Source organism: Nitrospirota bacterium, from assembly GCA_040757335.1.
In the GTDB taxonomy this organism is placed as follows: domain Bacteria; phylum Nitrospirota; class Nitrospiria; order 2-01-FULL-66-17; family 2-01-FULL-66-17; genus JBFLXB01.
Genome location: JBFLXB010000018.1, coordinates 37,119 through 60,350 on the forward strand (window position 1 = coordinate 37,119; position 23,232 = coordinate 60,350).

24 protein-coding genes are annotated in these 23,232 nt (G+C 62.9%); 3 read left to right on the forward strand and 21 right to left on the reverse strand.

Features of this window, described 5'->3' with window-relative positions:
* Window positions 1-10: 10 nt before the first annotated feature.
* From AB1451_10640 to AB1451_10705, 14 genes are all read right to left on the reverse strand, one after another.
* On the reverse strand, window positions 11-1,645 hold the full coding sequence (locus AB1451_10640) for an SMP-30/gluconolactonase/LRE family protein (protein ID MEW6683362.1): 1,635 nt from the start codon (window positions 1,643-1,645) through the stop codon (window positions 11-13).
* Window positions 1,646-1,657: 12 nt separating this feature from the next.
* Window positions 1,658-2,581: a heme-binding protein gene (locus tag AB1451_10645; protein MEW6683363.1), complete on the reverse strand. Its 924-nt coding sequence runs from the start codon at window positions 2,579-2,581 to the stop codon at window positions 1,658-1,660.
* Between the two features lie 18 nt (window positions 2,582-2,599).
* Window positions 2,600-2,905, reverse strand: coding sequence for a Rieske (2Fe-2S) protein (locus AB1451_10650; GenBank protein MEW6683364.1), 306 nt, complete (start codon window positions 2,903-2,905; stop codon window positions 2,600-2,602).
* A 107-nt stretch (window positions 2,906-3,012) separates the two neighbouring features.
* Window positions 3,013-3,423, reverse strand: a complete 411-nt coding sequence (locus AB1451_10655; GenBank protein ID MEW6683365.1) for a hypothetical protein — start codon at window positions 3,421-3,423, stop codon at window positions 3,013-3,015.
* Between the two features lie 114 nt (window positions 3,424-3,537).
* Window positions 3,538-4,359 (reverse strand): aquaporin, encoded by an 822-nt coding sequence (locus AB1451_10660; GenBank protein ID MEW6683366.1) that lies wholly within the window; start codon window positions 4,357-4,359, stop codon window positions 3,538-3,540.
* Between the two features lie 70 nt (window positions 4,360-4,429).
* On the reverse strand, window positions 4,430-4,846 hold the full coding sequence (locus AB1451_10665; GenBank protein ID MEW6683367.1) for a hypothetical protein: 417 nt from the start codon (window positions 4,844-4,846) through the stop codon (window positions 4,430-4,432).
* Entirely contained in the window at window positions 4,843-5,946 is a 1,104-nt protein-coding gene (locus AB1451_10670; GenBank protein ID MEW6683368.1) for a glucose 1-dehydrogenase, read from the reverse strand. Before AB1451_10670 ends, AB1451_10665 begins: the two co-directional genes overlap by 4 nt.
* 85 nt (window positions 5,947-6,031) lie before the next feature.
* Window positions 6,032-7,603: a mercuric reductase gene (locus AB1451_10675; GenBank protein MEW6683369.1), complete on the reverse strand. Its 1,572-nt coding sequence runs from the start codon at window positions 7,601-7,603 to the stop codon at window positions 6,032-6,034.
* Between the two features lie 62 nt (window positions 7,604-7,665).
* The gene (locus tag AB1451_10680) at window positions 7,666-8,427 is read right to left on the reverse strand and encodes a DUF3047 domain-containing protein (GenBank protein MEW6683370.1); all 762 of its coding nucleotides are present in this window, start codon (window positions 8,425-8,427) and stop codon (window positions 7,666-7,668) included.
* Entirely contained in the window at window positions 8,424-9,158 is a 735-nt protein-coding gene (locus AB1451_10685) for a TVP38/TMEM64 family protein (GenBank protein ID MEW6683371.1), read from the reverse strand. The genes AB1451_10680 and AB1451_10685 overlap by 4 nt, the downstream gene beginning before the upstream one ends.
* Window positions 9,159-9,163: 5 nt before the next feature.
* Window positions 9,164-10,117: a sugar phosphate nucleotidyltransferase gene (locus tag AB1451_10690; protein MEW6683372.1), complete on the reverse strand. Its 954-nt coding sequence runs from the start codon at window positions 10,115-10,117 to the stop codon at window positions 9,164-9,166.
* 255 nt (window positions 10,118-10,372) lie between these two features.
* Window positions 10,373-11,131, reverse strand: coding sequence for a TVP38/TMEM64 family protein (locus AB1451_10695; GenBank protein ID MEW6683373.1), 759 nt, complete (start codon window positions 11,129-11,131; stop codon window positions 10,373-10,375).
* An 80-nt stretch (window positions 11,132-11,211) separates the two neighbouring features.
* Window positions 11,212-13,203 carry an amylo-alpha-1,6-glucosidase gene (locus tag AB1451_10700; GenBank protein ID MEW6683374.1) on the reverse strand — a complete coding sequence of 664 codons (1,992 nt, stop codon included), beginning with the start codon at window positions 13,201-13,203 and terminating at the stop codon, window positions 11,212-11,214.
* On the reverse strand, window positions 13,200-15,914 hold the full coding sequence (locus tag AB1451_10705; GenBank protein ID MEW6683375.1) for a glucosidase: 2,715 nt from the start codon (window positions 15,912-15,914) through the stop codon (window positions 13,200-13,202). Before AB1451_10705 ends, AB1451_10700 begins: the two co-directional genes overlap by 4 nt.
* A gap of 515 nt (window positions 15,915-16,429) precedes the next feature.
* Between AB1451_10705 and AB1451_10710 the strand changes: the two genes are divergently transcribed.
* On the forward strand, window positions 16,430-16,729 hold the full coding sequence (locus AB1451_10710; protein ID MEW6683376.1) for a zf-HC2 domain-containing protein: 300 nt from the start codon (window positions 16,430-16,432) through the stop codon (window positions 16,727-16,729).
* A gap of 117 nt (window positions 16,730-16,846) precedes the next feature.
* Here the strand turns inward: AB1451_10710 and AB1451_10715 are convergent, their stop codons facing one another.
* The 7 genes from AB1451_10715 to AB1451_10745 all read right to left on the reverse strand — a co-directional run bounded on the left by AB1451_10715 (window position 16,847) and on the right by AB1451_10745 (window position 21,859).
* Window positions 16,847-17,536 carry a protein-methionine-sulfoxide reductase heme-binding subunit MsrQ gene (locus AB1451_10715; protein ID MEW6683377.1) on the reverse strand — a complete coding sequence of 230 codons (690 nt, stop codon included), beginning with the start codon at window positions 17,534-17,536 and terminating at the stop codon, window positions 16,847-16,849.
* 48 nt (window positions 17,537-17,584) lie between these two features.
* The gene (gene msrP, locus AB1451_10720) at window positions 17,585-18,547 is read right to left on the reverse strand and encodes a protein-methionine-sulfoxide reductase catalytic subunit MsrP (GenBank protein MEW6683378.1); all 963 of its coding nucleotides are present in this window, start codon (window positions 18,545-18,547) and stop codon (window positions 17,585-17,587) included.
* Window positions 18,548-19,892: 1,345 nt separating this feature from the next.
* Window positions 19,893-20,180, reverse strand: coding sequence for a hypothetical protein (locus AB1451_10725; protein MEW6683379.1), 288 nt, complete (start codon window positions 20,178-20,180; stop codon window positions 19,893-19,895).
* Window positions 20,181-20,231: 51 nt separating this feature from the next.
* Window positions 20,232-20,567, reverse strand: coding sequence for a TfoX/Sxy family protein (locus AB1451_10730; GenBank protein MEW6683380.1), 336 nt, complete (start codon window positions 20,565-20,567; stop codon window positions 20,232-20,234).
* Window positions 20,568-20,570: 3 nt separating this feature from the next.
* Window positions 20,571-20,939, reverse strand: coding sequence for a TfoX/Sxy family protein (locus tag AB1451_10735; GenBank protein ID MEW6683381.1), 369 nt, complete (start codon window positions 20,937-20,939; stop codon window positions 20,571-20,573).
* A 6-nt stretch (window positions 20,940-20,945) separates the two neighbouring features.
* Window positions 20,946-21,410: an SRPBCC family protein gene (locus AB1451_10740; GenBank protein MEW6683382.1), complete on the reverse strand. Its 465-nt coding sequence runs from the start codon at window positions 21,408-21,410 to the stop codon at window positions 20,946-20,948.
* Window positions 21,407-21,859, reverse strand: a complete 453-nt coding sequence (locus tag AB1451_10745) for a helix-turn-helix domain-containing protein (protein MEW6683383.1) — start codon at window positions 21,857-21,859, stop codon at window positions 21,407-21,409. The genes AB1451_10740 and AB1451_10745 overlap by 4 nt, the downstream gene beginning before the upstream one ends.
* Before the next feature lie 260 nt (window positions 21,860-22,119).
* Here AB1451_10745 and AB1451_10750 point away from each other — a divergent pair, with 260 nt between their 5' ends.
* On the forward strand, window positions 22,120-22,398 hold the full coding sequence (locus AB1451_10750) for a ribbon-helix-helix domain-containing protein (GenBank protein ID MEW6683384.1): 279 nt from the start codon (window positions 22,120-22,122) through the stop codon (window positions 22,396-22,398).
* On the forward strand, window positions 22,395-22,808 hold the full coding sequence (locus tag AB1451_10755) for a putative toxin-antitoxin system toxin component, PIN family (protein ID MEW6683385.1): 414 nt from the start codon (window positions 22,395-22,397) through the stop codon (window positions 22,806-22,808). Before AB1451_10750 ends, AB1451_10755 begins: the two co-directional genes overlap by 4 nt.
* The last annotated feature ends 424 nt before the right edge of the window (window positions 22,809-23,232 follow it).

Consider the following 23,232-nt stretch of genomic DNA (forward strand, 5'->3'; position numbering starts at 1 on the left):
CGCCGAATCATCATCGGGATACCGACTGAGACGGCGTCCCCGGAACGTTGAGTCGCATCCGGTACAACCCGCTCCGCGCGCACAGGTACAGGGTCTTGCCGTCCTCGTCGCCCCACGCCATGTTGTGGATGTGCTTGGGCGCGACGATCGTGCCCAGGTGCGTGCCGGCCGGTGAAATCACCCAGAGCCCGCCGGGACCGGAGACGTAGAGGTTGCCTTGCTGATCGACTTTGACGCCGTCGATCGCGTCCTCCCCGGGTGCGCTGGTCATATCGAAGAACACGGTGCCCTTGGTCACCGCGCCGTCGGGTTTCACCTCATAGCGCATCACCACTTTCTTCTTGTCGTCCCAATTGCCCACGTAGAGGTAGCGTTCATCGGGCGAGAACGCGATGCCGTTGGGGCCGCTCAGCTCCTGGCTGATCAGACGCAGCGTGCCGTTGCGCAGCGAGAACACTCCGCTGTACGGCAATTCCTTCCTGGGATCGTCGAAGACCCGGGGCAACCCGAAGGGAGGATCGGTGAAATAGAGCGTGCCGTCGGACCGGTAGACCAGGTCGTTCGGGCTGTTCAGTCGTTTGCCCTGGTACTGATCGGCCAGGACGGTCAGCGTGCCATTCGCTTCGAGCCGCGACACCCGATGGTTGCCGTGTTCGTTGATCGTGAGTCGACCCTGGGGGTCAAGGGTCAGGCCGTTCGATCCCGGCTGGCGATATTCGGCGACGTCGGCGCCGGCGTAGCCGCTGGGTTGGCGAAACACCGAGAGCTGCCCGTCCTGGTACCGGTAGATGACGTTGCTGTTGGGGTCGCTGAACAGCAGGTATCCTCCGTTGCGGACCCAGATCGGGCCTTCCGTGAACTTGAAACCCTCGGCGAGCTTGAAGATCTTGGGGTTCGGCCCGACAAGGGCATCCATGGCCGGATCGAGCCTCACGATCTCGACGTTCACCTCGCGCGGGGCTATCGCCCTCGGTCCCTTGGGGCCCGGGTGGAATTCCAGCTTCGCGACGCGCATCCAGATGAAATTGGTCGGCGGATTGGAGAGCGGTCCGTTGCTGCCGAACACGGCGAGCTGGATGGTCTGGCCCGGCTGCACGTCGCGTCCGATCACGAGCCGATTGGGCGCGTTCCAGCCGCTCACGACCGATCCGCCCATCTGCCCGAGCGCGCGGGGCAACTCGCCGTCCACCCAGACCTCCGCGTAGTCATCGAGCGCGGTCTCGAAGACCACCGTGGAGCCGGTCGGATCGTAGGTGCCGATTCGCTCCGGAATCGTGACCGCAATGCGGTACCAGTTGAAGCAGATCCGGCCGGTGGAGCGACGCTGATTCAGCGTGGTGGGATCGATCACCTCCCACTGCGAGTCATCGAAGTCAGGGCCGCCGGCGTGAGGGGTAAAGTCGTACGTCTTGATCGGCCCGCCCGTGGGCTGGCCTTCGGGTCCCGGCGCGTTGAAGTCGACCTCGATGATCTTGGTATCGCTGTAGCGCCACGCGCCCTTCACCAACCGGACGCCTTCAACCGTGGCCAGATCAATCACGGCATCCGGTTTGCCGGCCGGCACGTCGTCGATGGTTCGGGCCTGAGCCTCACTGCATCCCAGAAGCGCGATCGTGGCGATCAGGGTGGCACCGAGACTTTTCATCGCTGCCTCCCGTTACCGAACCTTGACCACGTAGTAGTCCAGCGGACCCTTCACGTCCTTAAACCAGTGGGGCACACCGGCGGGCACGACAATCACGTCGCCCTCCCCGATGCGCCGGGTTTCGCCGCCCTGAATCGTGGAGCCCCGGATCTCGCTCGGCGCGGTGGGTTTGGTATCCGCGGCTGTGCCGCCGGTGACGAAGGTCGCAGACCCCTTGAGCACGTGGATGATATCCGTATCCAACTCGTGCACCTCGGCCACCCCGGGTTTATCGCGGTGACTCGCGTGCACCATGTAATTGCGGCCGGCGTGCATCATCTGTTCGTCTTCACCCACCAGGACCGCCCCTTTTTCGAATGCCTGAGCCACCTGTTTGCTCGGGATGTACGTCACCGGGAGGGCAGGATCTCCTCCCATGGCGCCCAGCATGGTTTTCATCGCATTGGCCCCCGCGATGGCCAACTCCTCGTCTTGCGCGGCGCTGGCCGCGCCGCTCACACCGACGCCGCCGACGATCTTGCCCTCAAACTCGATCGGCACACCGCCCTGCAGCGGGGTAAAATCGGGCAGGGCCACCATCGTCGTGCGTCCCTTGTTGACCAGGTCCTCGAACACCTTCGTGGGCCGCTTGAACAGGGCCGCGGTCCTTGCTTTCCCGATCGAGATATTGGCCCCGGCCGCAAAGGTATTGTCCAAGCGTTCGAGCGCCATCAGATTGCCGCCGTCATCCACCACCGCAATCACGCCGCCCGGCGCGTTCTTGCTCTTGGCCTCGGCCACCGCCGCCGCAATGACCTTCTTGGCTCCGTCCAGCGTAAGCGCCTGCTTGTCCACCACCTGCGCCTCGGCGCCGACCGCCGCGAATACGATGCTGATCGCGACGCTACGCAGAACGTTTTTGGTTTGATACGGATCACTCATCCCGTGACGTGTCATCGCCGTCCCCTCTCTTCGCTACTCTCCATACACGTAGGTCAACATCCCGTTTTCGACCCGGGTCGGCAGCGTGATCAACTGACTCTCTCGGCTCGCGGGACCCTTCAGGCACTTCCCTTGAGCACAGTCGAACTCCGCCCCGTGCCACTCGCAGATGAGCCGCTCCCCTTCACGCCGCATCGGACCGCCCAGGTGCATGCAGATATTGAGGATCGCTTTGGGCTGACCCTCCACCTTGAGCGCGACGATCTGGCGCCCGAAGAAGTCAACCGTTTTCGTTTTTCCTTCGGGAATCTCGTCAACCCTGCACAGCGGTACTTTCATCTCCCAAACTCCTCGTGACTGATGTGTGAGCCGCCCCCACCCTCACCCTCCCCCACAGGGGGAGGGCTCTGACGTGGGCGATGGTCGTTCTGCCGGGAAGTCCCGGCCTACATCACCGGCGCGTCAAAGGGGGCTTCTCCCAACAGGACCTCCGCCCACGCGCACCAGATCTGGACCTTGGCGATGTCGTGGACATAGTCGGGCACCGTGATGGTCTTGTTGTACTTGTCGCCCTTGATCACCAGCCGTTGCAGCAGGTAGGTATTCCCCTTCGAGTCGACCACCTGCCAGTGCGGCGCGGGAGCGTCGGGAACCTTGAAATCGTCGGACAACGTCAACGTCCGCGGGCTGGCCTTGGAAAATGTCGCCGTCCCGGTATTCGCCTTGACCCCCTTGAACGGCTTGGTGGTGACGCGCACGTCGGCGGCAAAGCCACTGGCCGCGGTGAGCAGCGCCGCGGCCACTAGCCCCGTCAACAACGCGCCTCGAATCGTTCCAATCTCCCGGATACTACGCATGGCTTTCCTCCTTTTGATGAAATGGTTGTCGGAAGCATCGCCTGAACCTGCCTCGGCCGGTTCAGTGTCTTCCCGCTTCAATAGTCTCCGCAGCGCTCGATTCGTTTCAGCCCGTTACGACTTCCCGCAAAAAATGCAGCGCCGCGGGTTGTCGTGGTGTAGTTTCGGACACGCCATCAGCCCCGCTGTGCGGAACCGCAGGCACAGCTCCGAAGCCGCCAACATCCCCAGCGGCGGAGCCGCGAAGTAGATCCACCAATCGGTCCAGAGATGGGCGGGCAGCGCTGAGGCGACCGTTCGGGCCGGATTCATACTCATCCCGGATAAAGGCGCTTCCACCGCAATGTAGGTCGCCACCAGCACGCCGGCGAAGATCCCGGTCCAACGATTCCAGCGAGCCGAGTTCGACGCGATCAGCACGACCAACATGAGACCCGCGGAGATGGCCAGTTCGGCCACGAAGGCGATGACCGGTCCCGATGGACCTGGAACCGTCACGGCATAGTTCACGGCGGGATCCTTCAGATAGGGCCCGATCAACGCCGCCCCGAGCAGAACCCCGGCAAGGCCACCGGCGAACTGCGCCAGGACGTAACCACACGCATCAGGGACCTTCAGCTTGCCCATACGGAAGAACGTCAGGGTCACAGACGGGTTCAGGTGCGCGCCCGACTGCTTGCCCCACGGTGAGTAGATGATCCCGATGGCCGTCACGCCCATCGCAATTCCGATCAGGATCCGACGAAGCACGGGATGGGTGATGGCCGCCCTCAGCGGCGAAACCGGATGCTCAAGCAGGGCGGTGAAGAGGACGGCCGAGAGCATGAACGTCCCGAGGCCCGCGGCCTCCATCAAGTACTCGGGCCAGTGGGTTTTGATCGCCTGGCTGACACCAGCGAGGCGGAAGAACTTTCGATCCGCGACCGCGACGGACATCGACCGATCCTCCGGTTCTGCTCACAGAGTCTCGGTTTGTCCGTGCTCGTTACATGCAGATACGGTAGGGTTAGGTCCAGCGGCGGCGACGGTGGTCGATCGCCCTGGTGTCGTCGTCCTGAAACGCCCACAACACGAGACTTGCTGCGAAGATGATTACGGAAGGGAAGAACAAGACGTTACTTCCTTCCAAGACCCATCCCCACGGATCCAGGATCGACCGCCACACCCCCAACATCGTCGCGCCCGTGATTACGAGTAGAGGCGAGTACAGAACCTTTCGTGCGTAGCCTACGATGACCGATAGTCCCAAGAACGTCTGCAATGCCCCGAACGCCACCAATACGGCTGGGTGGCTGAATAACCCCAGATAGAACCCATCGGACACCGCAAGGGCATGCTGCACGTTGGCCAGCTTATCGATCCCCCAGATCACCATGAGCAGGCCCACGGAAATCCTCAAGATGAGCAGCGAGGTGTGTCTCACAGGCTCGCCACCTCGCAGTAGACCTTGATCGCACCCCTGGCGGTGGTGAGCAAGTTGAGCAACTCGGCATAGTTCTCGAGTCCCTTTACCGGGTGTGTGAGCAGCCTCGACAACCAGCCCGGGTACTCCGCCTCGGCCTGGGCGAGGTCTTTGACACCCATTTCAAAGTATTCGCGGTTCGCGTTGACCGTACCCACCATCACCTTGTTCCCCAGCACGAACTCCAGGTTGATGCGGTCGGCCGGCACCTCGATCTTCCGATCGCCGCCCGTCACGCTCGACAGCACCAACACGCCGTTCTTGGCCAGGGCCTGCATGCTTTCAAAGACGATCGGCGAATAGCCCGTGGCCTCAAAAATCAGATCGAAGGGGCCGTGTCGTCTTGCAGCTTCCAACAACGGAACATCTTGGGTCGAGAGATAGCGGGCCCCGATCGCTTCAATGAGGTCGGCATTCATGGAGGGTTTGCGGGGCAGCGAAAAGGTCGTAACGTCGAGGCCCCGTAATCGCAAGCCCAGGGTCGCGAGCAGACCGATCGTTCCCGCGCCCATCACCGCGGCACGGCGCGGCCGCCAAACCCGGAGACGACGCTGGATCTCGTAGGCCTGGGCGATGCCCTTCTCGATCACCGTTGTCGGCTCGAGCAGGACGCCGACCCGTTTGAGCCCCTGCGGGACCTTGACGACGTACTCGGGTTCGTCGACGTAGTACTCCGCCAGGTATCCGTGGCGCAGGTTGATCCCGCGCTCGAAGTAGGTGTCGTCGGTGGTCATGTCCGACGCGCCGATGCGGTCGTAAAGACTCATCCCCGGCCGGCGCACGGTCGCCACCACGTAGTCCCCGGGGCGAAGCTCGGACACGTTGGGCCCCACCGCCTCCACCTGTCCGAAGCTCTCGTGGCCGATGACCAAGACGTGGTCGCCGGGCGGGGGAGCGCCGTATTCGCCCGCGTTGATCTCCTTATCCGTGCCATCGACCCCCACCTGTAAGACTTTGACCAAGACTCCCCGTCCGTCCGACACCTCGTCCAGGCCGGGTTTAGGCATGGTCGCGAGATGGGCCGAGTTGGGTTTACCGGGGAAAACGGCGATGACCTTCATAGCAATCTCCCTTCCCCGCAAAGCGGGGTGCGCAACGCAGGAACCGTCTTCGCGGCCCGGGGCTGCGAGGTGAACGTGACGTCTCTTACCGTGTCCAGGCAAACCATCGACTCAAGACCTTCTTCTTCCCCTCCGTGAACGTGGTCTTGCGCCAGGCATTGGCAACTCGCTTGATCACCTCCGCCTGCGTCGGGTAAGGATGGATGGTTCCCCCGATCTTTCCCAATCCCACCCCCGCTTTCATCGCCACGGTCAGCTCGCTGATCATGTCACCGGCGTGAGCGGCCACGATGGTGGCGCCGAGGATTTGATCCGTACCCTTCTTGAGGTGGACTCGCGCGAATCCTTCGTCCTCCCCGTCCAGGACCGCGCGATCCACTTCATCCAATCGGTAGGTGAAGGTATCGACCTCGATTCCCTTCACCTGCGCCTCCTTTTCGTACATCCCCACATGGGCCACCTCGGGTTCGGTGAACGTGGCCCACGGGATCAGCAGCGAGTCGGTGCTGGCGTAAGCCAGGCCGAATGGGTGGGGGAAAAGGGCGTTCTGAATCAGAATCTGCGCGGTGGCGTCGGCGGTGTGGGTGAACTTGAAGGGGAAGCAGACATCGCCGGCGGCGAAGATCTGGGGGTTGGTGGTTTGCAGTCTGGAGTTGACCTTGACCCCAATCATTGGATCGTACTCGACGCCCGCGTGCTCCAGACAGAGATCAACATTCGGCGCCCGCCCGATTCCGACCAGGATCTCGTCGACCGCCGCTTCCTTCACGGCGCCATGCGTTTCGTAGTGGAGGACCTTCTCGGTCCCGCGCCGTTCGACCCGAACCACGTTGGCGTCGAAGACGAAGCTCACCCCATCTTTTCCCATCTGCTCCTGGACGATGGCCGCGGCGTCGGCGTCTTCGCGCGGCAGAATGTGCGAACCCCGCTCGAAGAGGTGGGCCCGGGAGCCGAAGCGCGCGAAGGCCTGCGCCATTTCGCAGCCGATCGGCCCAGCCCCGATCACGGCGATCCGCGGGGGGAGCTCGGTCAACGTGAAGATCGTTTCGTTGGTGAGGTACCCGGTATCCATCAGCCCCGGAATCGGCGGAGCCGCCGCCCTCGCGCCGGTGCAGATGGCGGCCTTGGCGAACTTCAGCGTCGTGCCGCCGACCTGGACCGTATCGGGTCCGGTGAAATGACCATTACCGATGAAAAGATCGACGCCCAGTTTCTTGTAGCGATGGGCCGAATCGGTGTGACTGATGCGCGCCCGCAACCGGCGCATCCGCGCCATGGCGGTGCCGAAATCGTATCTGACCCCGTCGATGTTCGAGATCCCAAAGTCAGCTCCGTGGCGAATCTGCGACCAGACGCGGGAAGCCGAGATGACTCCCTTGGACGGCACGCACCCCACGTTGAGGCAGTCGCCGCCCATCAGATGGCGCTCGATGAGCGCGACTTTGGCGCCCAGGGCGGAGGCGATCGCGGCGGTGACGAGCCCGGCCGTGCCGGCGCCGATCACCACCAGATTGTAGCGACCCTGGGGCTCCGGGTTGATCCACGAGGGCGGGTGGACGTTGTTGACCAGCGCGCGATTGTGCTCGTCATCCGGCAGAATCGTGACTGGTCCGTTGTGAACCTCGTCGGTCGCGACCGTGCAGGTCGCCGGCCCCATGTGGTTCGTCGCTTGATCGGCACGCGTGATCGATGATGGCATGCGCGGACTCCTTTCTCGCGTCATCGCGCCGGCTTGAACACGATGTCGCCGTAATACGCCGTGGCGGATTCTTGGGTGTTATCGGAATCCGTCATGATCGCCACCCCGTTGACCAACGGCGGTTCCTCGCCGAAGGCTCGACGGTAGTCGTCGTAGACGTTGCGCTCTTCGATCATCCATTGGTTGACGTGCTCGTCGCCGCTCTCGATCACGATCATCTTGACGAAGTCGGTGTAGGCGTTGTCGACGACCGTGCCCCGAGGCGTCCGGCCGTCCCAGATGTACGTGATGGCGCCGATCGGAAGATCCCCAACCAGCAGCCGGGCGGCGCGGTACTTGGCGCGCTTCGAGAATCCCACCTTCTGGGGATCGTAGGCGAAGGTGATGTAGATGCGGGCCGGGTAGTCATCCCCTTCTTTCTTGGTCACATCCCCCTTCGCGATCAGATTGGACACCTTCCATCGCCACTCGATGACGGGATAGGTCTTCAAGTCGATCGCGATTTCACGGATCAGCCCCGATGCGCCGGCTTGGCTGACGGCGCGGACCACGGTCGTTCCCTCATCCCGCACCACGGCATACTGGGTGGCGACCGGCACCTTTTTGAAGGTCAACGGCGACCAGCCGGGCGGGGCTGCCGGCCCCTGCGGAGCCTGCGAGAATGCGCCGACCACGAGTTGCGAATCGGACTCGGCCCGACTCGGCGCGGCCACCGCGAGCAGCCCTGCGATCAGCAGGAGCGCCAAACACTCGTACCGCCTCCTCAGGACGTTCCAACTCATGACAGCGCCGCGCGATGGGCTTCCAACCGGTCGTGGAGGCCCCAGGGGTTGCGCCGAACGATCCATCGTGGGACCAGGAAGAACAGGAGCACCAAGACCCCGCCCAGGAGAAACACCGCAGTGGAATTCGAAAAGATCCCGCTGCCGAAATAGTTGACGACGAAGGTCGCGGGAATCATGCCGAGGAGCGTGGCGAGAGCGAACCCTCGGACCGACAAACGGGTCAGCCCCGCGCCGTAACTGACCAGATCGAATGAGAAGATCGGCAGCAAGCGCGAGATCAGAATCGCCGTGAAGAGATGGTGTTCGGCGCAGCGAGGACAGAACCCCACTTCGCGCCCAAAGAACCGGACGATCGCGTCTCGGCCGAGCGCGCGCCCGATGCCGAAACAAATCAGCGCGCCGGCTTCGGCCCCCAGCACGGAATACACCGTCCCCCAGAGCGGACCAAACACCGCTCCCGCCGAGGCGCTGAGCGGAAAACTGGGAATCGGGCTGATAACCACCGCCGCCGCCATCGCGATGATGAGCGCAACGGGCGCCAGCACGCCAAGACCCTGCAGGAACGGCACCAGTCGTGTGAGATCGACCCACTCCGCCAAACCGCCCAGCCAGGCAAGGCCCGCCAGAATCGCCGCCACCAGGCCGAGCCCGACCAGGCGGATCGAGCGCGACCAGCCGGTCGCCGGGCTGCCGGTCGTGTCGATGGGACAGGTGTCGGTGGACGCCACGGGACTCATGCGTGAAGGGCGGCCGGCATGTCGGCGCGCTCCGCGTACGGCGAAACGGGACGGCGCAGGGACAACCCGTAGCGATCGAGCGTCTCGACGATCCGCTCTGCCCGTCCCCAATCGCTCCAGCCGATTCCCTCGACCGGGAGCACGAAAAGTCGGTTGGCGGTCTTTTGAAACAGATCGCGCGAGATATTCATCGACTCCATCCGCGCGTACATCCCGCGCAGGATCGCCGGCTCGCTCGGCATCCCGATGTTGTAAGAGAGCACATCGAAATACGCCACCATATGGGGCGCGACGTCGCGGGCCATGGCATAGAGGGTGGCGGCCTTGGCCACGAACACGAGCGTGTTCCACAGATAGCCGTTGCGCAGAAAGACGTCGCCGCGATTGGGTCCTGGCTTTTCGCAGAAGGAACGGACCTTCAAGGCCATGGACCCGTCCGCAGTGGGTACGCGGCCGCCGGGCGCAATCCACCCGTAGTCCGACTCCGGAGCGTCCGGCTTGACCCCCAGCAGCACCAATTTGTCGGGATACTGCTCGACGGCACTCACCCCCGCTCGCACGTACTCCATAAACTTCGCCTCGTCCCAGACAAAATGGTCGGATGGAAACACCGCGACGGTCGCGTGGGGGTCCCGTTTCCGAATATGAGTCAGCGGCAGCAGGATCCCAGGCAAGGTCTCCAGGTTGCGCGGTTGGGCGATCACCGTGCCCGTCGGCCGATCGCCGAGCTGTCGTGCGACGTGCTCGGCGTGGTCGGGACTGACTACCGTGAAGATGCGCTCGCGCGGGATCAGCATCTCGACTCGATCCAAGGTGTGCTGGAGCATCGAGCGGCGGCCGGTGAAGACGTGGTACTGCTTGGGACACGCGCGGCCTTCAAGCCGTTGAATGAATTGGTCCACACGGTGGCCGTTGCCTCCGGCTAAGACGATTGCCGATACCTGATCCATGCCCCCCTCCCGTATTTCGAAACGGCTGCTGAAAAAGTCCATCTACTGCGTACTCGGTCGTCTCCCGGCCGCCTCACCGCCTTGGCGGCGCGCGTGGCTTGGCGCCACGCCTTCGTGGCGCCACTCGCCCTCACGTACAACCCAGTACGCTCCCGTTTCCTTCTCCCTGCGGCCTTGCGACCCACCTCCAAGAAATCAAATGCTGGAAGTCCCCGAAGGGGGCAGCTGGAGCTTTTTGAGCAGCCTGCAGGGCCTCTATGCCACCGCCGGTTTCTTGAGTTTTTGATACACCACTGGCACCAGCGCCAGGATTCCTAACAGGACGAAGGACCCCAGGACCCCCGGCGAAGCCACGTCTTTGAGCGAATTGATCGTGCCCAACTGGCTGCCCGCATTGCTGAACACGACGCTCCCGGGAAGAATCCCGATGGCGGTCGCCAGCACGTAGGTCGAAAGCCGAATCCGCGTCAGGCCCGAGGCCAGGTTGACCAGAAAGAACGGAAAGAGCGGAATCAACCGCAGGGTCAACAGGTAGTGAAAGGCGTTCCGATCGAATCCCCGCTGGATCGACTCCAACTTCGCCCCAAACTTGCGCTGGATGCCGTCTCGAAAGAGATACCGCGCCGCGAGAAACGCGAGCGTCGCCCCTGAGGTGGCCGCGAGATTGACGTAGACCGTTCCCAGCACCGTCCCGAACAAGAATCCCGCGCTCAAGGTCAGGACCGCGGCGCCGGGCAGAGACAACGCGGTCTGGAGGCAATAGACGGCAATGAAGAGCAGAACGGTTGCGGCATAGTTCGCCTCGGTATACGCGCGCAGCGCGTCCTTGTTCTCCTTGAGCGACGCGAGCGTGAGATACTGCCCGGCATCGAAATAGAAGAAGGCCGCCACGCCGATCGCAAACACGGCGAGGAGGGCGACCTTCCCGACCGGAAGCGTTCGCTGTGTCGCCGGAGCGGCATGCGCGCTCATGGGTTGATCGCGGTCCTCGGTTAGTTCAAGCTTGATGTCCATGGGATTCCCCTTCGCCAATCGGCATGCGCACGTTGCGAGGTATGGTCTCGGCCTCGACTCATTCGTTACAGCAGGCACCGCTACCCGTTCTCCGTGGCCACCCAGGCGCGGAGCACTTCCGCCACGGTCCACGCCTGGGCGATGCACCCCCGCGGCGTAAACGGCGCGTCGCCGTCGAAGATTTCGCTCATGCTCCCGACCCCGTGGGCGAGCAAGTGGGCGGCGATCGGCTCCAGGAACTCGCGAGCCCGGGTCGGGTCGCGGTAGACCCGCAGATGGGCAAGGACGAACGGCCCGATGAGCCAGCCCCAGACGGTCCCCTGATGGTAGGCGCCGTCCCGGCTCCGGGGATCTCCCCCGTAGCGGCCCTGATACTGAGGGTGGTCGGATGCGAGACTGCGCAGGCCGTGCGAGGTCAACAGGTTTCGCGCGCACGCGTCGACCACCGCGCGCTGCTGGGCGGGTCGAAGCGGGCTCTGCGGGAGCGAGACCGCGAGGAGTTGATTGGGACGCAGCGCGAGATCATCGCCTTCCGGACCGTCGATCACGTCGTAACAATAGCCCGCGGCCTCGTTCCAGAAACGCGCGAATCCCGACTGCACCCGCGCGGCCATCGCCTCGTATTCCTCGACGGGCTTACCCAGCCGTCGGGCGAACTCCGCCATCGAACACAGCGCGTTGTACCACAGGGCGTTGATTTCGATCGGCTTGCCGATCCGCGGGGTGACGACCCAGTCCCCCACTTTGGCGTCCATCCAGGTGAGCTGTACCCCCGGCTCACCTGCGTAGAGCAAACCGTCCCGCGCATCCATCCCGATGCGGTAGCGCGTGCCGCGCACGTGCCAGACGAGGATCTCCTGCAGCACCGGGAAGAGCCGGCGGAGTCCGTCGGCGTCGCCGGTAGCGTCGTAATACGCGCGGACGGCGTCCACGTACCAGAGCGTCGCGTCCACGGTGTTGTACTCGGGCGTTTCGCCGGCGTCGGGGAAGCGGTTGGGGAGCATGCCGCGATCCACGTACCGGGCGAACGTGGAAAGAATGGAGAACGCGACGTCGGGGCGGCCGGTCGAGAGCGTGAGCCCCGGCAGGCTGATCATCGTATCGCGGCCCCAGTCCCCGAACCAGTGGTACCCCGCAATAATCGTGTGGCCTTCGCTCCCGTCTGCGAGCGGGCGGTCCACGACGAATTGGTCGGCGGCGAGCACGAGATGGGACACCCACGCAGGAGGCCCGTTCGCCCGGGGGGCTCTCGTTTTTTCCCAACGCCGGATCAACTGCTGTTCGTGCGCTCGACGCGACTCCAGCGCGGCCCGACCGTCGAGATCCGGTTTCTCATCCACGCTCGCGACGAACGTCACGGCCTGCTCGGGTTCCAGCGTCACCTGGAAAGTCGCGACGTGGAGGTGGTCCTCCCGGTGATCGAGCCCGCGCGCGCGCTCGATGGCGAGGTCAAAGCCGACGTACCATTCGTGTGTCGGCGCGGCATCGGCGCGGTCGCTGAGGAGATACACCGGAGCGGCTCCGTGGAACGCGGTCACGCCGATCCCCTGCGTGACGGGCTCGACCCGCATCTGCCAGCCGTTCCCGTGGGTCGTCCCGTGGTAGTCACGGTAGTTGACAAGCGCCTGAACGGTGAGGGTCATGGGCTTCGTGGCCCGACGGAGCTCGTACCGCACATACGTGGTGTTGGCGCCCTGCTGCATCCAGATCCGCTTCTCGAGGACCGCATCGCCCACCGCAAAACGCCAGACCGGCACGAGACCGTCGAGGAAGAAGCGTTCGATGTGGCGATAGCCGTGCGGATCGATCGTCCCGTCCGCCCAGCGGTTGGCGAACAGCGGATAGCGACGACCATCGTACTCCGCCGTCTCGTCGAGCTTGGCCACCACCAGCGTCCGCCCCAGCGGGGGGTTGAGCGCGGCGACGAGGAGGCCGTGGTAACGGCGCGTCAGCAGGCCCGCCACCGCTCCCGAGGCGTACCCGCCGATGCCGTTGGTGACCAACCACTCCCGCGCCTCGACCGACGCGAGTTCGCCGCAGATGTCTCGTGCGAACCCAATGCCGCCGTTCATGTCCGAACCTTTTTGATCAGCTCCGGCGCCTTGTGCCGCCCGCAGTACTCGCCGCACTGCTGGATCAACTTGGCGACCAACCCGGTCCACCCGGTTTGGTGGCTCGCGCCGATGCCCGCCCCGTTGTCCCCGTGAAAGTACTCGTAGAACAGGATCAGATCGTGCCAGTGGGGATCGGTTTGAAAGGTCGCACTCCCCCCGAAGACCGGCCTCCGACCGGAGCCGTCTTCGATGAAGATCCCTATCAGCCGGTGGGATAATTCGGCCGCAACCTCCCACAGGTTGAGCATCTTCCCCGATCCGGTGGGACACTCGACCTGAAAGTCGTCGCCCAGGTAGTAGTGAAACTTCTGGAGTGACTCCACAATCAGGTAATTCACGGGGTACCACACCGGACCGCGCCAGTTCGAGTTCCCACCGAAGAGACCACTGGAAGATTCTGCCGGCTCGTACTCGACGCGGTGATACTGACCGTCGACCCCGAACACGTACGGGCTCTCGGCGTGGTACCGCGACACGGAGCGGATCCCATAAGGTCCCAAAAACTCCGTCTCGTCCAACATCCGGCGGAGGATCCGCGTCAGTTTCTCGGGATTCACGATCGAGAGGAGCCGGCGCTTGCCCACGCCCGGCGCCTCCAGGCTCGCGACGTTGCGGGAGAGGTCGGGACGATTATTGACGAACCACTCGAGCCGCTTCCGGAATCCCGGCAGGGCGTCGACGACGTCGGGCTCCAGGGTCTCGATCGCGAACAGCGGGATGAGGCCCACCAACGACCGGACCTTGAGGGGTAACGCCGACCCGTCGGGCAGATGCAGCACATCGTGGTAGAAGCCGTCCTCATCGTCCCACAGACCGCTCGTCATCCCGCCCACGTGGTTCATCGCGTCGGCGATATAGAGGAAGTGCTCGAAGAACTTACTCGCGATGTCCTCGTAGCTCGGACGTTCTTTCGCCAGTTCGAGCGCGATGGTGAGCATATTCAGGCAGTAGAACGCCATCCAACTCGTGCCGTCCGACTGCTCGAGGTGGCCGCCGGTCGGAAGCGGCGTGCTGCGATCAAACACCGAAATATTGTCCAGCCCCAGAAAGCCGCCCTGGAAGATGTTCCTTCCCTCGGCGTCTTTGCGGTTAACCCACCACGTGAAGTTCAGCAGCAGTTTCTGGAACACCCGCTCGAGAAAATGCCGGTCCGCCCGGCCGTACAGCTTCTTTTCGATCTTATAGATCCGCCACGCCGCCCACGCCTGTACCGGCGGGTTCACGTCGCCGAACGCCCACTCGTACGCCGGGATCTGGCCGTTGGGGTGCATGTACCACTCGCGAGTCAGCAGCACGAGCTGGTGCTTGGCGAACTCGGGATCGATCATCGCGAGCGGGATGACGTGGAAGGCCAAGTCCCACGCCGCGAACCAGGGATACTCCCACTTGTCCGGCATGGAGAGGATGTCGTCATTATAGAGGTGCGTCCACTCGCGGTTGCGGCCGTTGCGGCGGGAATCCGGCGGGGGTGGAGGCCCCGGATCGCCCTTGAGCCAGTCTTCAACCACGTAGTGGTAGTACTGCTTGTTCCACAGCATGCCCGCGAACGCCTGGCGCTGCACGTTGCGCATGTCCTCGGACAGGGTGTCCGGAGTGACCCGGGCGTAGAACTCGTCGGCCTCGCGGAGGCGGTCCGTCATCGTGTCCTCAAACCCCACGCCAAACGGCGACGCGAGGCGGGCCGCGGGGCTCAGTCGCAGGTGGATCGTCTGCTCGGCCCCCGGCGGGGTCCTCAGCACGTAATGCGCCCCCGCCTTGCTGCCGACTTGGTCGGGGTTCACGGCGTCCGCCCGCCCATGCACGAGATAGTCGTTGATGCCGTCTTTGGCGTAGCGGGACGCCCCCTGCACGCCGAAAAGCCGGGCATCGTTGGTCTCGTTCTCCGTGAACAGCAGCTCGGTCGGTCCCTCGCAATACAGCCAACGCATACCCAACGTCGGGTGCGCGGCTTCGATCATGCGGAACCGCCCGTCGGTCGCGAGTTCCCGCAAGGTGGGCTTGTCTCCCCTCTCCTCGCTTGTCGATCCATTGGCCGATTTCCAGGACCATGTGTTGCGAAACCACAGGGTTGGGACCAGGTGCAAGACGGCATCCTCCGGCCCCCGATTGATCGCTCGGATGCGGATCAGCACATCGTCCGGCGACGCCTTGAAATACTCGACCAGCACGTCCCAATACCGATCGTCGTCGAACGCGCCGGTCTCAAGGAGCTCGGCCTCCCGATGGGCCCTGCCGCGGCGCGCGTTCTCGTGGACCAGGTGCGCGTACGGAAACTCCCGGTGCGGGTACTTGTAGAGGTACTTCATGTACGAGTGCGTCGGCGTGTTGTCGAGGTAAAAGTAGTACTCCTTGACGTCTTCGCCGTGGTTGCCCTCGCTGCCCGTGAGCCCGAACAGGCGCTCCTTGAGAATCGGATCGCGGCCGTTCCAGAGCGCGAGCGAGAAGCACAGCCGCTGGTGGTTGTCGGAGATCCCAGCAATGCCGTCCTCGCCCCACCGGTAGGCGCGGGAGCGCGCCTGCTCGTGGGTCAAATAGTCCCAGGCCGTGCCGTGGGGGCTATAGTCCTCGCGCACCGTTCCCCACTGCCGCTCGCTCAGATACGGTCCCCAACGTCGCCAGTGGGCCTTTTTCGTCCGCGCGTCTTCGAGGCGTTGCTCTTCCTGCGTCATGGCCACACCATCCTTCTGCAAGAGGGCCGAAGCGTCCTGGTCACGAGACGAGGGCGTAGTCGGCGGATCGGCGATTCCGTACGATCAGCGGATCGACAATCTCGCCGCAGACGAGACAACGCCTCCCATAGAAATAGCCGTGACCAGAGTCATCCAAGAGGTCGTAGCACTGATCGATCACCATCAAACCATTGCAGCGTGGACACGGCATGGCATCCCTCCTGAACGTGCGCCTTCGCGCAGATCGCGGGACAACGCTGAGCCATCCCCCGCGTGCGCGACTCTCGATGACATAGTCCGAAGCCGTGGCGGTTCGTTACAGTTAGTTGACCGCCAATCCACAAACTCGCTCGCGGGCACTGGGCAACGCCTCTCGCCCGCGGGGGATCCTTTCGTCGGCAGGTCTGTAACATTCTGGCCGTCAGCGAGACCAACTGACGAGTCCCGCTGCACTGTGCGCGGTTACGAGTCCGGCGCGACTTGGAGAACTACCTACGAACGGAGGAGACCGCCCGATGACCCGACGGGAGCTGTGGTACCATGTTCTTAACCACGTGGGAACGAAGGTGACGTGCAAGCACATCACAGAAGTCATCACCGACTATCTTGAGGGAAAACTCGGCCTGGTCGATCGGCTTCGCTTCCAACTCCATCTCGGGGTCTGCCTGGGGTGCCGCCGCTACCTCCGCCAGATGAGACAGACCGTTCATACCCTGGGCCAGTTGCCGCCCGAGCCCATGCCGCCCGCTGTACGCGACGAACTGCTCCGCCGGTTCCAAACCTGGAAAACCACCCGCCCCGGATCCTCCGCGTAACGCTCCTCGCATCGGCACGGACCCAGTATCGCAACCCCGTATGCCGCGTCGATGACGACGCAGTGGTGTTTTGATGACGTCCGCTCACGCCCCCGGCGAGGATCGCGGAGCGTCTCCCTACGGTGAGAGCGGTTCGGCGGCCGACCGGGGATCCAACATACCGCTCCGGCCGCGCGGCGCCGGACGGCTCGGGGAGAGCCCCCGGCTCCCATAGGCGAGGTACATGCGCGCACCGAGCAACGCGACCAAGAGCCCTGCGTAGATCAGCGGGGACCGGATGTCCGCCTTGACCAGCCAGAAGTAGTGTAAGACGCCACCGATTCCGATCAGATAGACCAACCGATGCAGCCTGCGCCACCTCGCCCCTCCGAGGCGCGCAATCATGCGATTGGTTGAGGTGACGGCCAGCGGGATCAGGAGCACAAAGCTTGCCATGCCCACGGTGATGAACGGCCGTTTGATCACGTCCTTCACGATGTCCTCCACGGCGAAGAATTGGTCCACGCCCACGTACATCATCAGGTGAAGGCATCCGTAGAAAAAGGCGAACAGGCCCAGCATCCGCCGGAACAGGATGAGTCGGCTGCAGCCTGGCAGGCGCCGAGCCGGTGTGACCGCCAACGAGATCAGCAGGAAGTTGAGCGCCCAGACCCCGGTTCGCCGGACCGCGGTCTCGATGGGATTCGCTCCCAAGTTCCCGCTCACGCCGTCCCACACCAGCCAGAGCAACGGGACAAGACACAACCCGAAGACCGCCGGCTTGATCCCTGGCGTCGTCCACCCATTCCTGAAGAGCCGCTTATTCATCGCATCCCCTTCCCCCTCGTCTCCTCGCGCGAGCCCCGCAGGAGGTGCTCAAAAGTTCTTGGCCAAGTCCATCCCGGCATACAAGGACGCGACCTGCTCCGCGTAGCCGTTGAACGGCAACGTCTTGCGCTTGATCCAGTCCCCGATCCGGCGTTCCCGCGCCTGACTCCACCGCGGGTGGTCCACGGTCGGGTTCACGTTGGCGTAAAATCCATACTCTCGCGGATTGATCTCGGCCCACGTGGTTCTCGGCTCCCGCTCCACCAGGCGCATCTTGACGATCGACTTGATGCTCTTAAACCCGTACTTCCACGGGACGACCAACCGAAGCGGTGCGCCGTTCTGGTTGGGCAGGACCTCCCCGTAGAGCCCGACTGCCAGGATCGTCAGGGGGTGCATCGCCTCGTCCAACCGTAACCCCTCGACGTACGGCCAATCGAGGATAGGCGATCGTTGACCCGGCATCTGCGTGGGATCGTACAGGGCGGCGAACTCCACGTATCTGGCCTTAGAGGTCGGCTCTGCGCGCCTGATCACCTCGGCCAACGGAAAGCCCACCCACGGAATCACCATCGACCAGGCCTCCACGCAGCGCAGCCGGTAGACGCGCTCCTCGAGCGCGTACGGCTTGATGAAATCTTCCAGCGCGTACACCGCCGGGCGCCTGACCTCGCCCTCCACTGCGATCGACCACGGTCGGGGCTTGAAGTCCCTCGCGAGTCGGGCGGGGTCCTGCTTGTCGGTGGAGAACTCGTAGAAGTTGTTATAGGACGTCACGCTGACGTACGGGGTCAACGCCTCGTCGGTCCCATAGGGACCTTTCGTGACGCCATCCAACTTTGCACCCGCCTTGGCCGGCGTGGGGCTCAGGCATCCCGGAATCAGGGTCATGGCGGCTCCGGCCACGGCGAGGCGCCCAACCGACTCCAGGAAACGGCGGCGGTTCATCATGTAGACGGCATGAGGCGTGATGTCGGATGACTTCACATCAGGTGCGCGCCGAATCAGCATGGATCCCTCGTGTCCGGTCGCCTGGCCTAAGCCCAGGCTGTGTGATACGGTACCAAGGCCACATCACACCGTCATCGCGCAGAGATGACGTGTTTGCGACATCCAACCCCGGCCTACCATCCCCATCGCAGCGCCCACCAGAGCGCCACGAGCTTGAGGCGTGCGACCGCCCCTAACGGTTGTGGGAGTGTATACATCGCCGCTCACCTTCTCTCGTCCCGTGTTGGGGTCCTTGCCTGTCCGTGTCCCATTTCCTCGGAGTCGAGGAGTGTGCGGGGCCTGCCCGTCCTGGGATCAGCCCACATTCCCGACCCCTCGACCCTCCACCCTATTGTCGCGGAGCCGCTCGAAACGTTACGGAGGTTGACATCCAGGACGAAGACACGCAACTAGCCGTAAGCAGGGCACAGGCCGCCTGAATAGACGACGGTCATGGTTTCTTAAGCGCTGAGTCTCGCCATGGCGCGCGACTCTCGCCCGGCCGATGGCCCGCTCACGCGAGCGCGATTTTCCGGCGAAACCGCGCCAGAGCGACGGCGAAGAACGCCGCGCACTCTAAACTTTGCAGTTCCAGCGTGACGGAGTCCTGCTCAGAACGAGCCACACAAGAATGAACGAAGGAGATGGTTGCTTCCCGAGAATCCTCGAGAGTCCACTTGGACGATTGTCCCAACCCGCTTGTGCTAGATTCGTGCTGGAAATCGTCGAAAAGCACAAGGACTGGCGGAATCGCCAGAATCAGTGGAATCGACCCACGTCGCTGTTCTGACAGAGAAAACGGGGAAACCGTCGCAACATCAAGCCCGAAACCAGAACCCGTGTTGTCCGTTCGCAATCAGCAGGTCACCGGTTCGATCCCGGTACCCTCCACCAATTCAAGCACTTATGAATCTTGCACCTGCTGATTTGCACTCAGCAGGTCACCGGAGCTCCCTCCCTTACGTTTTCAAATTCATCTGTGAGCCTTGTAGCTAGGCGTACAGTCGACTGCGTTGGGATTGTGCTGCGCCAGTCGGGTGAGCGTCTATTGCGCCAGGCTGTTCGTCAGGGTGAGATTCGGACTCTCTCGGATGAACGCGCAGCGGCACGCACCGTTGTCGCTTTTCTGATTGGCCTCAACACGGTTTTGAAAGTTGTCCGCGATGAAATGCAACTCTGGGCGATGTGTCGCCAATTCTTGGTCGGGCTGGGAGTTCCGAAGGTAGCTCTGGACCTAACGGGCAGCTGACCGCCGGAGTCCTCAGGCGAGACTAGGCCAGACGTCACCCGCAACGCGTCGTTAGTCAGAAGCCCCCTCGCTGGACGCCTGTTGCTTTAACGCGAAGACAACTTCCGAGAAATACGTCTACATCGACCTCAATTCGTAGATTCGAATGCTCGCAATAAACGGGTTGCTCTTGGCGAGTTTCTCGGCCGCATCAAGACTCTCCGCCTCGATGATGTTGTAGCCGGTAATGGACTCCATGTTCCATGGGAGGTCCTTGGTTCCACTCTTCGAGATTTCTCGACCACCGCTGAACCCACCCTGGTCCACTTGCTGGTCGGCGATCGATTCAAACCAAGTCTGCCAAGCCTTCATGATTTCCGGCGTGGGTTTTTTGAATCCGAAATGCAGCAACATAAACTTTTTCATGTCTCTCTCCTTTGGTTGAAGGGTGTCCTTTGCTTGCGGGAACGGGCTGTCTCACTTCTTCTTTTCCGGCAGAGAGGCCGCATAGCGCACCCCAACGTCGACCCACTGTGCCAACATCCTGTCGTCGGCAAGCCCTTTCGCTTGCACCAGAATCCAGCCCTTCATGGGACGGCCGGACAGGTCGAAGATGCGAGTATACGGCTGGCTCAACGCGCGTTCGGCCTCGTCCGCGGGAAGACGCACGATCAGCTCCAGCCCGTGGACCCCGCAGCACATGTTGCCATTCACTAGAAAGGCCAGACCGCCGAACATCGTTTTCTCGGTCACGTCGCGACGTTTACGAAGCTGCTTGCGAATCCGCTCTGACAGTTGGTCGTCAAACGCCATCAGCTACCGGTCACCCGCGCGCGGCTTTGCTGGATTCTGAGCGGAACGGTGTTCGAGCGTGGCGACGAACGTGGTGCCTCGCTCGACCCACTTCTTGACCGCCTTTTCGGTCCGGGAGCCGCCCGGCCCCACAAAGACGTAACCCCTCATCGGCCGACCCGTGAAATCCATCGGGCGCACGTGAGCTTCACCAAGCGCCGCTTCGTACCGCTCGGGCCCGATGCGCGCCACAAGGTCGTGCTTGATGATCCCGCAAAACATTTTCCCCTTCAGCAGGAAGGCCACGCCACCGAACATCTTCTTCTCGGTCACGTCCGGTCGGGGCCCCACGACTCGGCGCACTCGCTCAGCGAGCAACTCATCGTAGGCCATCCTCGGCTACTCCTTGCCCGACGGACGCCGCCCGGTCTCGACGTAGTGTTTGAGCCCGGAGAAGAAGCCCTGAATGCCTGCGTTCCACTTCTTCCGGACCATCAGCGCATCCATCAGTTTGCCTACCGGACCGAACTTGAGCTCGTACTCCATCCGCTGGTGCACGATCGTCCCTGAGCTGTCGGGGGCAAGCGTGTAGCTGTGCCTGAGACGGCGGACTGGGAGCGTGCATTCGAAGAGCTCGAATGACAGCGCGCGGCTTGGAATCCAGTCCACGACCCTCTCCGTAAACCACCCACCCGGCGCGAGGTCGCAGCGGCGCGCCGCCCCGGGCCCTTCCCGCGACGACGTGACGATTTCCGATTTCGTGACGCCGGGGTCGTATCGGTCCAGGGCGTCAAGGGACGCGAGCACGGACCAGACCTGCTCGGGTGACGCATCGATCCGGATGGAGTTTTCGAGAATCGTCATCTGGATGCCTCCTTCGTTCTTCGCACCTTGACGCGGTGGGTAGTCCCGCGATCGTCAGCGTGCGGTTCGCTCCACCTGGCGCGGAGTGCCGAGCGAAGCTCGGCTTCCAGCCCCTCACGATCGCGACGAATACGCCGCACGAAGCGGCGGTCAGCGGCTGTTCGCGGGTCGTATTTTGCGCTCCACTCGATGATATCCAGCATGACCGGGAGGAGATCGATCCCCTTTGCGGTGAGCCGATATCGGCCAGTTCCACGCCCGTCACTGCTCGCGACCTTCTCGATCACTCCGTCCTCCTCCAGGCGCGCGAGCCGATCGGCGAGGACGTTGGTCGCGATGCCCTCTTCGGCTCGGAGAAAGTCGGTGTAACTGGTGCGGCCCTTGAACATGAGATCGCGGATGACGAGGAGAGACCACGCGTCCCCGAACACTTCAAGGGCGAAGTGCACGGGGCAGTCGGATTTCCGATGACGACGTCTCACGGGCCGGGATCGAGTTACTTGCTTTTAACAAGTATTGTGTAGCACAACGACTTGCGGAAAGCCAGTGTGAACCAAAAGTGGACGTCTTCGGAGTCTCCGGCACCTAAGGGTGGCCGGACGATTCGCCAGGCTGATGCGTTCTCCATGCCCTCTTGACGCGTCTGTTCGCGGCCCCATATAGTATTGTCATACTTGTATTACAGCTAAACGACGGAAGGAGGTGTCTGATGTTGAAAGCCCGAACCACCCGCGGGCGGGTCGCCGTCACTGTTTCCCTCCCCCCCGCGATGCTCAAGGCCGCGCAAGCCCGCGCACGCAAAGAACGGCGCAGCAAATCCGAAGTGCTGCGCGAAGCGTTCCGGCAGTACGAGGAGCGCGCCCGGACGCTGGAGGCGCTGTACGCGTACGGCGAGCAACAGGCCAAAGAACTGGGGATCACCAGCGAAGCGGATGTGGAGCGCATCGTCAGCGAGTACCGCCGAGAACAAGCCGCCAAGAGCGTATGATCCCTCGGGTGGTCCTCGACACCAACACACTCGTCTCGGCGCTGTTATTCGGCGGAACGCCCCGCGAAGTCCTCAATTGCGCGCACCGCGGCGAGATCCATATGCTCGTTTCGCCGCATATTTTGTCCGAACTCGGCGGCATTCTCCTTCACAAGCTCCAGCGCCCCCTGCCCCAAGTGGAACAAGCGTTGCGGACGGTCGCGGCGCTTGCCACAACGGTGCACCCCACGATCACCCTCTCTGTCATTCCGAACGATGATGTGGACAACCGGATCATCGAGTGTGCGGTGGCCGGTGGCGCCGGTCTTATCGTCACCGGCGATCATGCGCTGCTGCGGCTTCGCCGGTACGAGGACATCGGGATTGTCTCCGCGCGACAGTTTCTGGATGTGCTCAAAGGACTGCGATAATCTCCCTTTTTTGATGAGCCCGATTGTAAACTTCCAACCTGTCTGATTTTTGGGTGCTGCTCAAACCGATCGGTGGGACAACCGAAAACTGTCTCAGCAAAGGGGTTCACGTCACCAGCTTGTGCTAAATTCGTGCTAAAAATCGTTGGGAAAGACAGGCACCGTTGGAATCCAACAAATCACTGGAATGGAGCCACGTCGCTGTTTTGACTAAGAAAACGGGGAAACCGTCGCCACATCAAGCCCGAAGCCCCAACCCATGTTGTCCGTTCGCAATCAGCAGGTCACCGGTTCGATCCCGGTACCCTCCACCATTCCAAGCACTTATGAATCTTGCACCTGCTGATTTGCACTCAGCAGGTCACCAGTAGCTCCCTCCCTCATGTTTTCAAATTCATCTGTGAGCCTTGTAGGTAGGCGTACA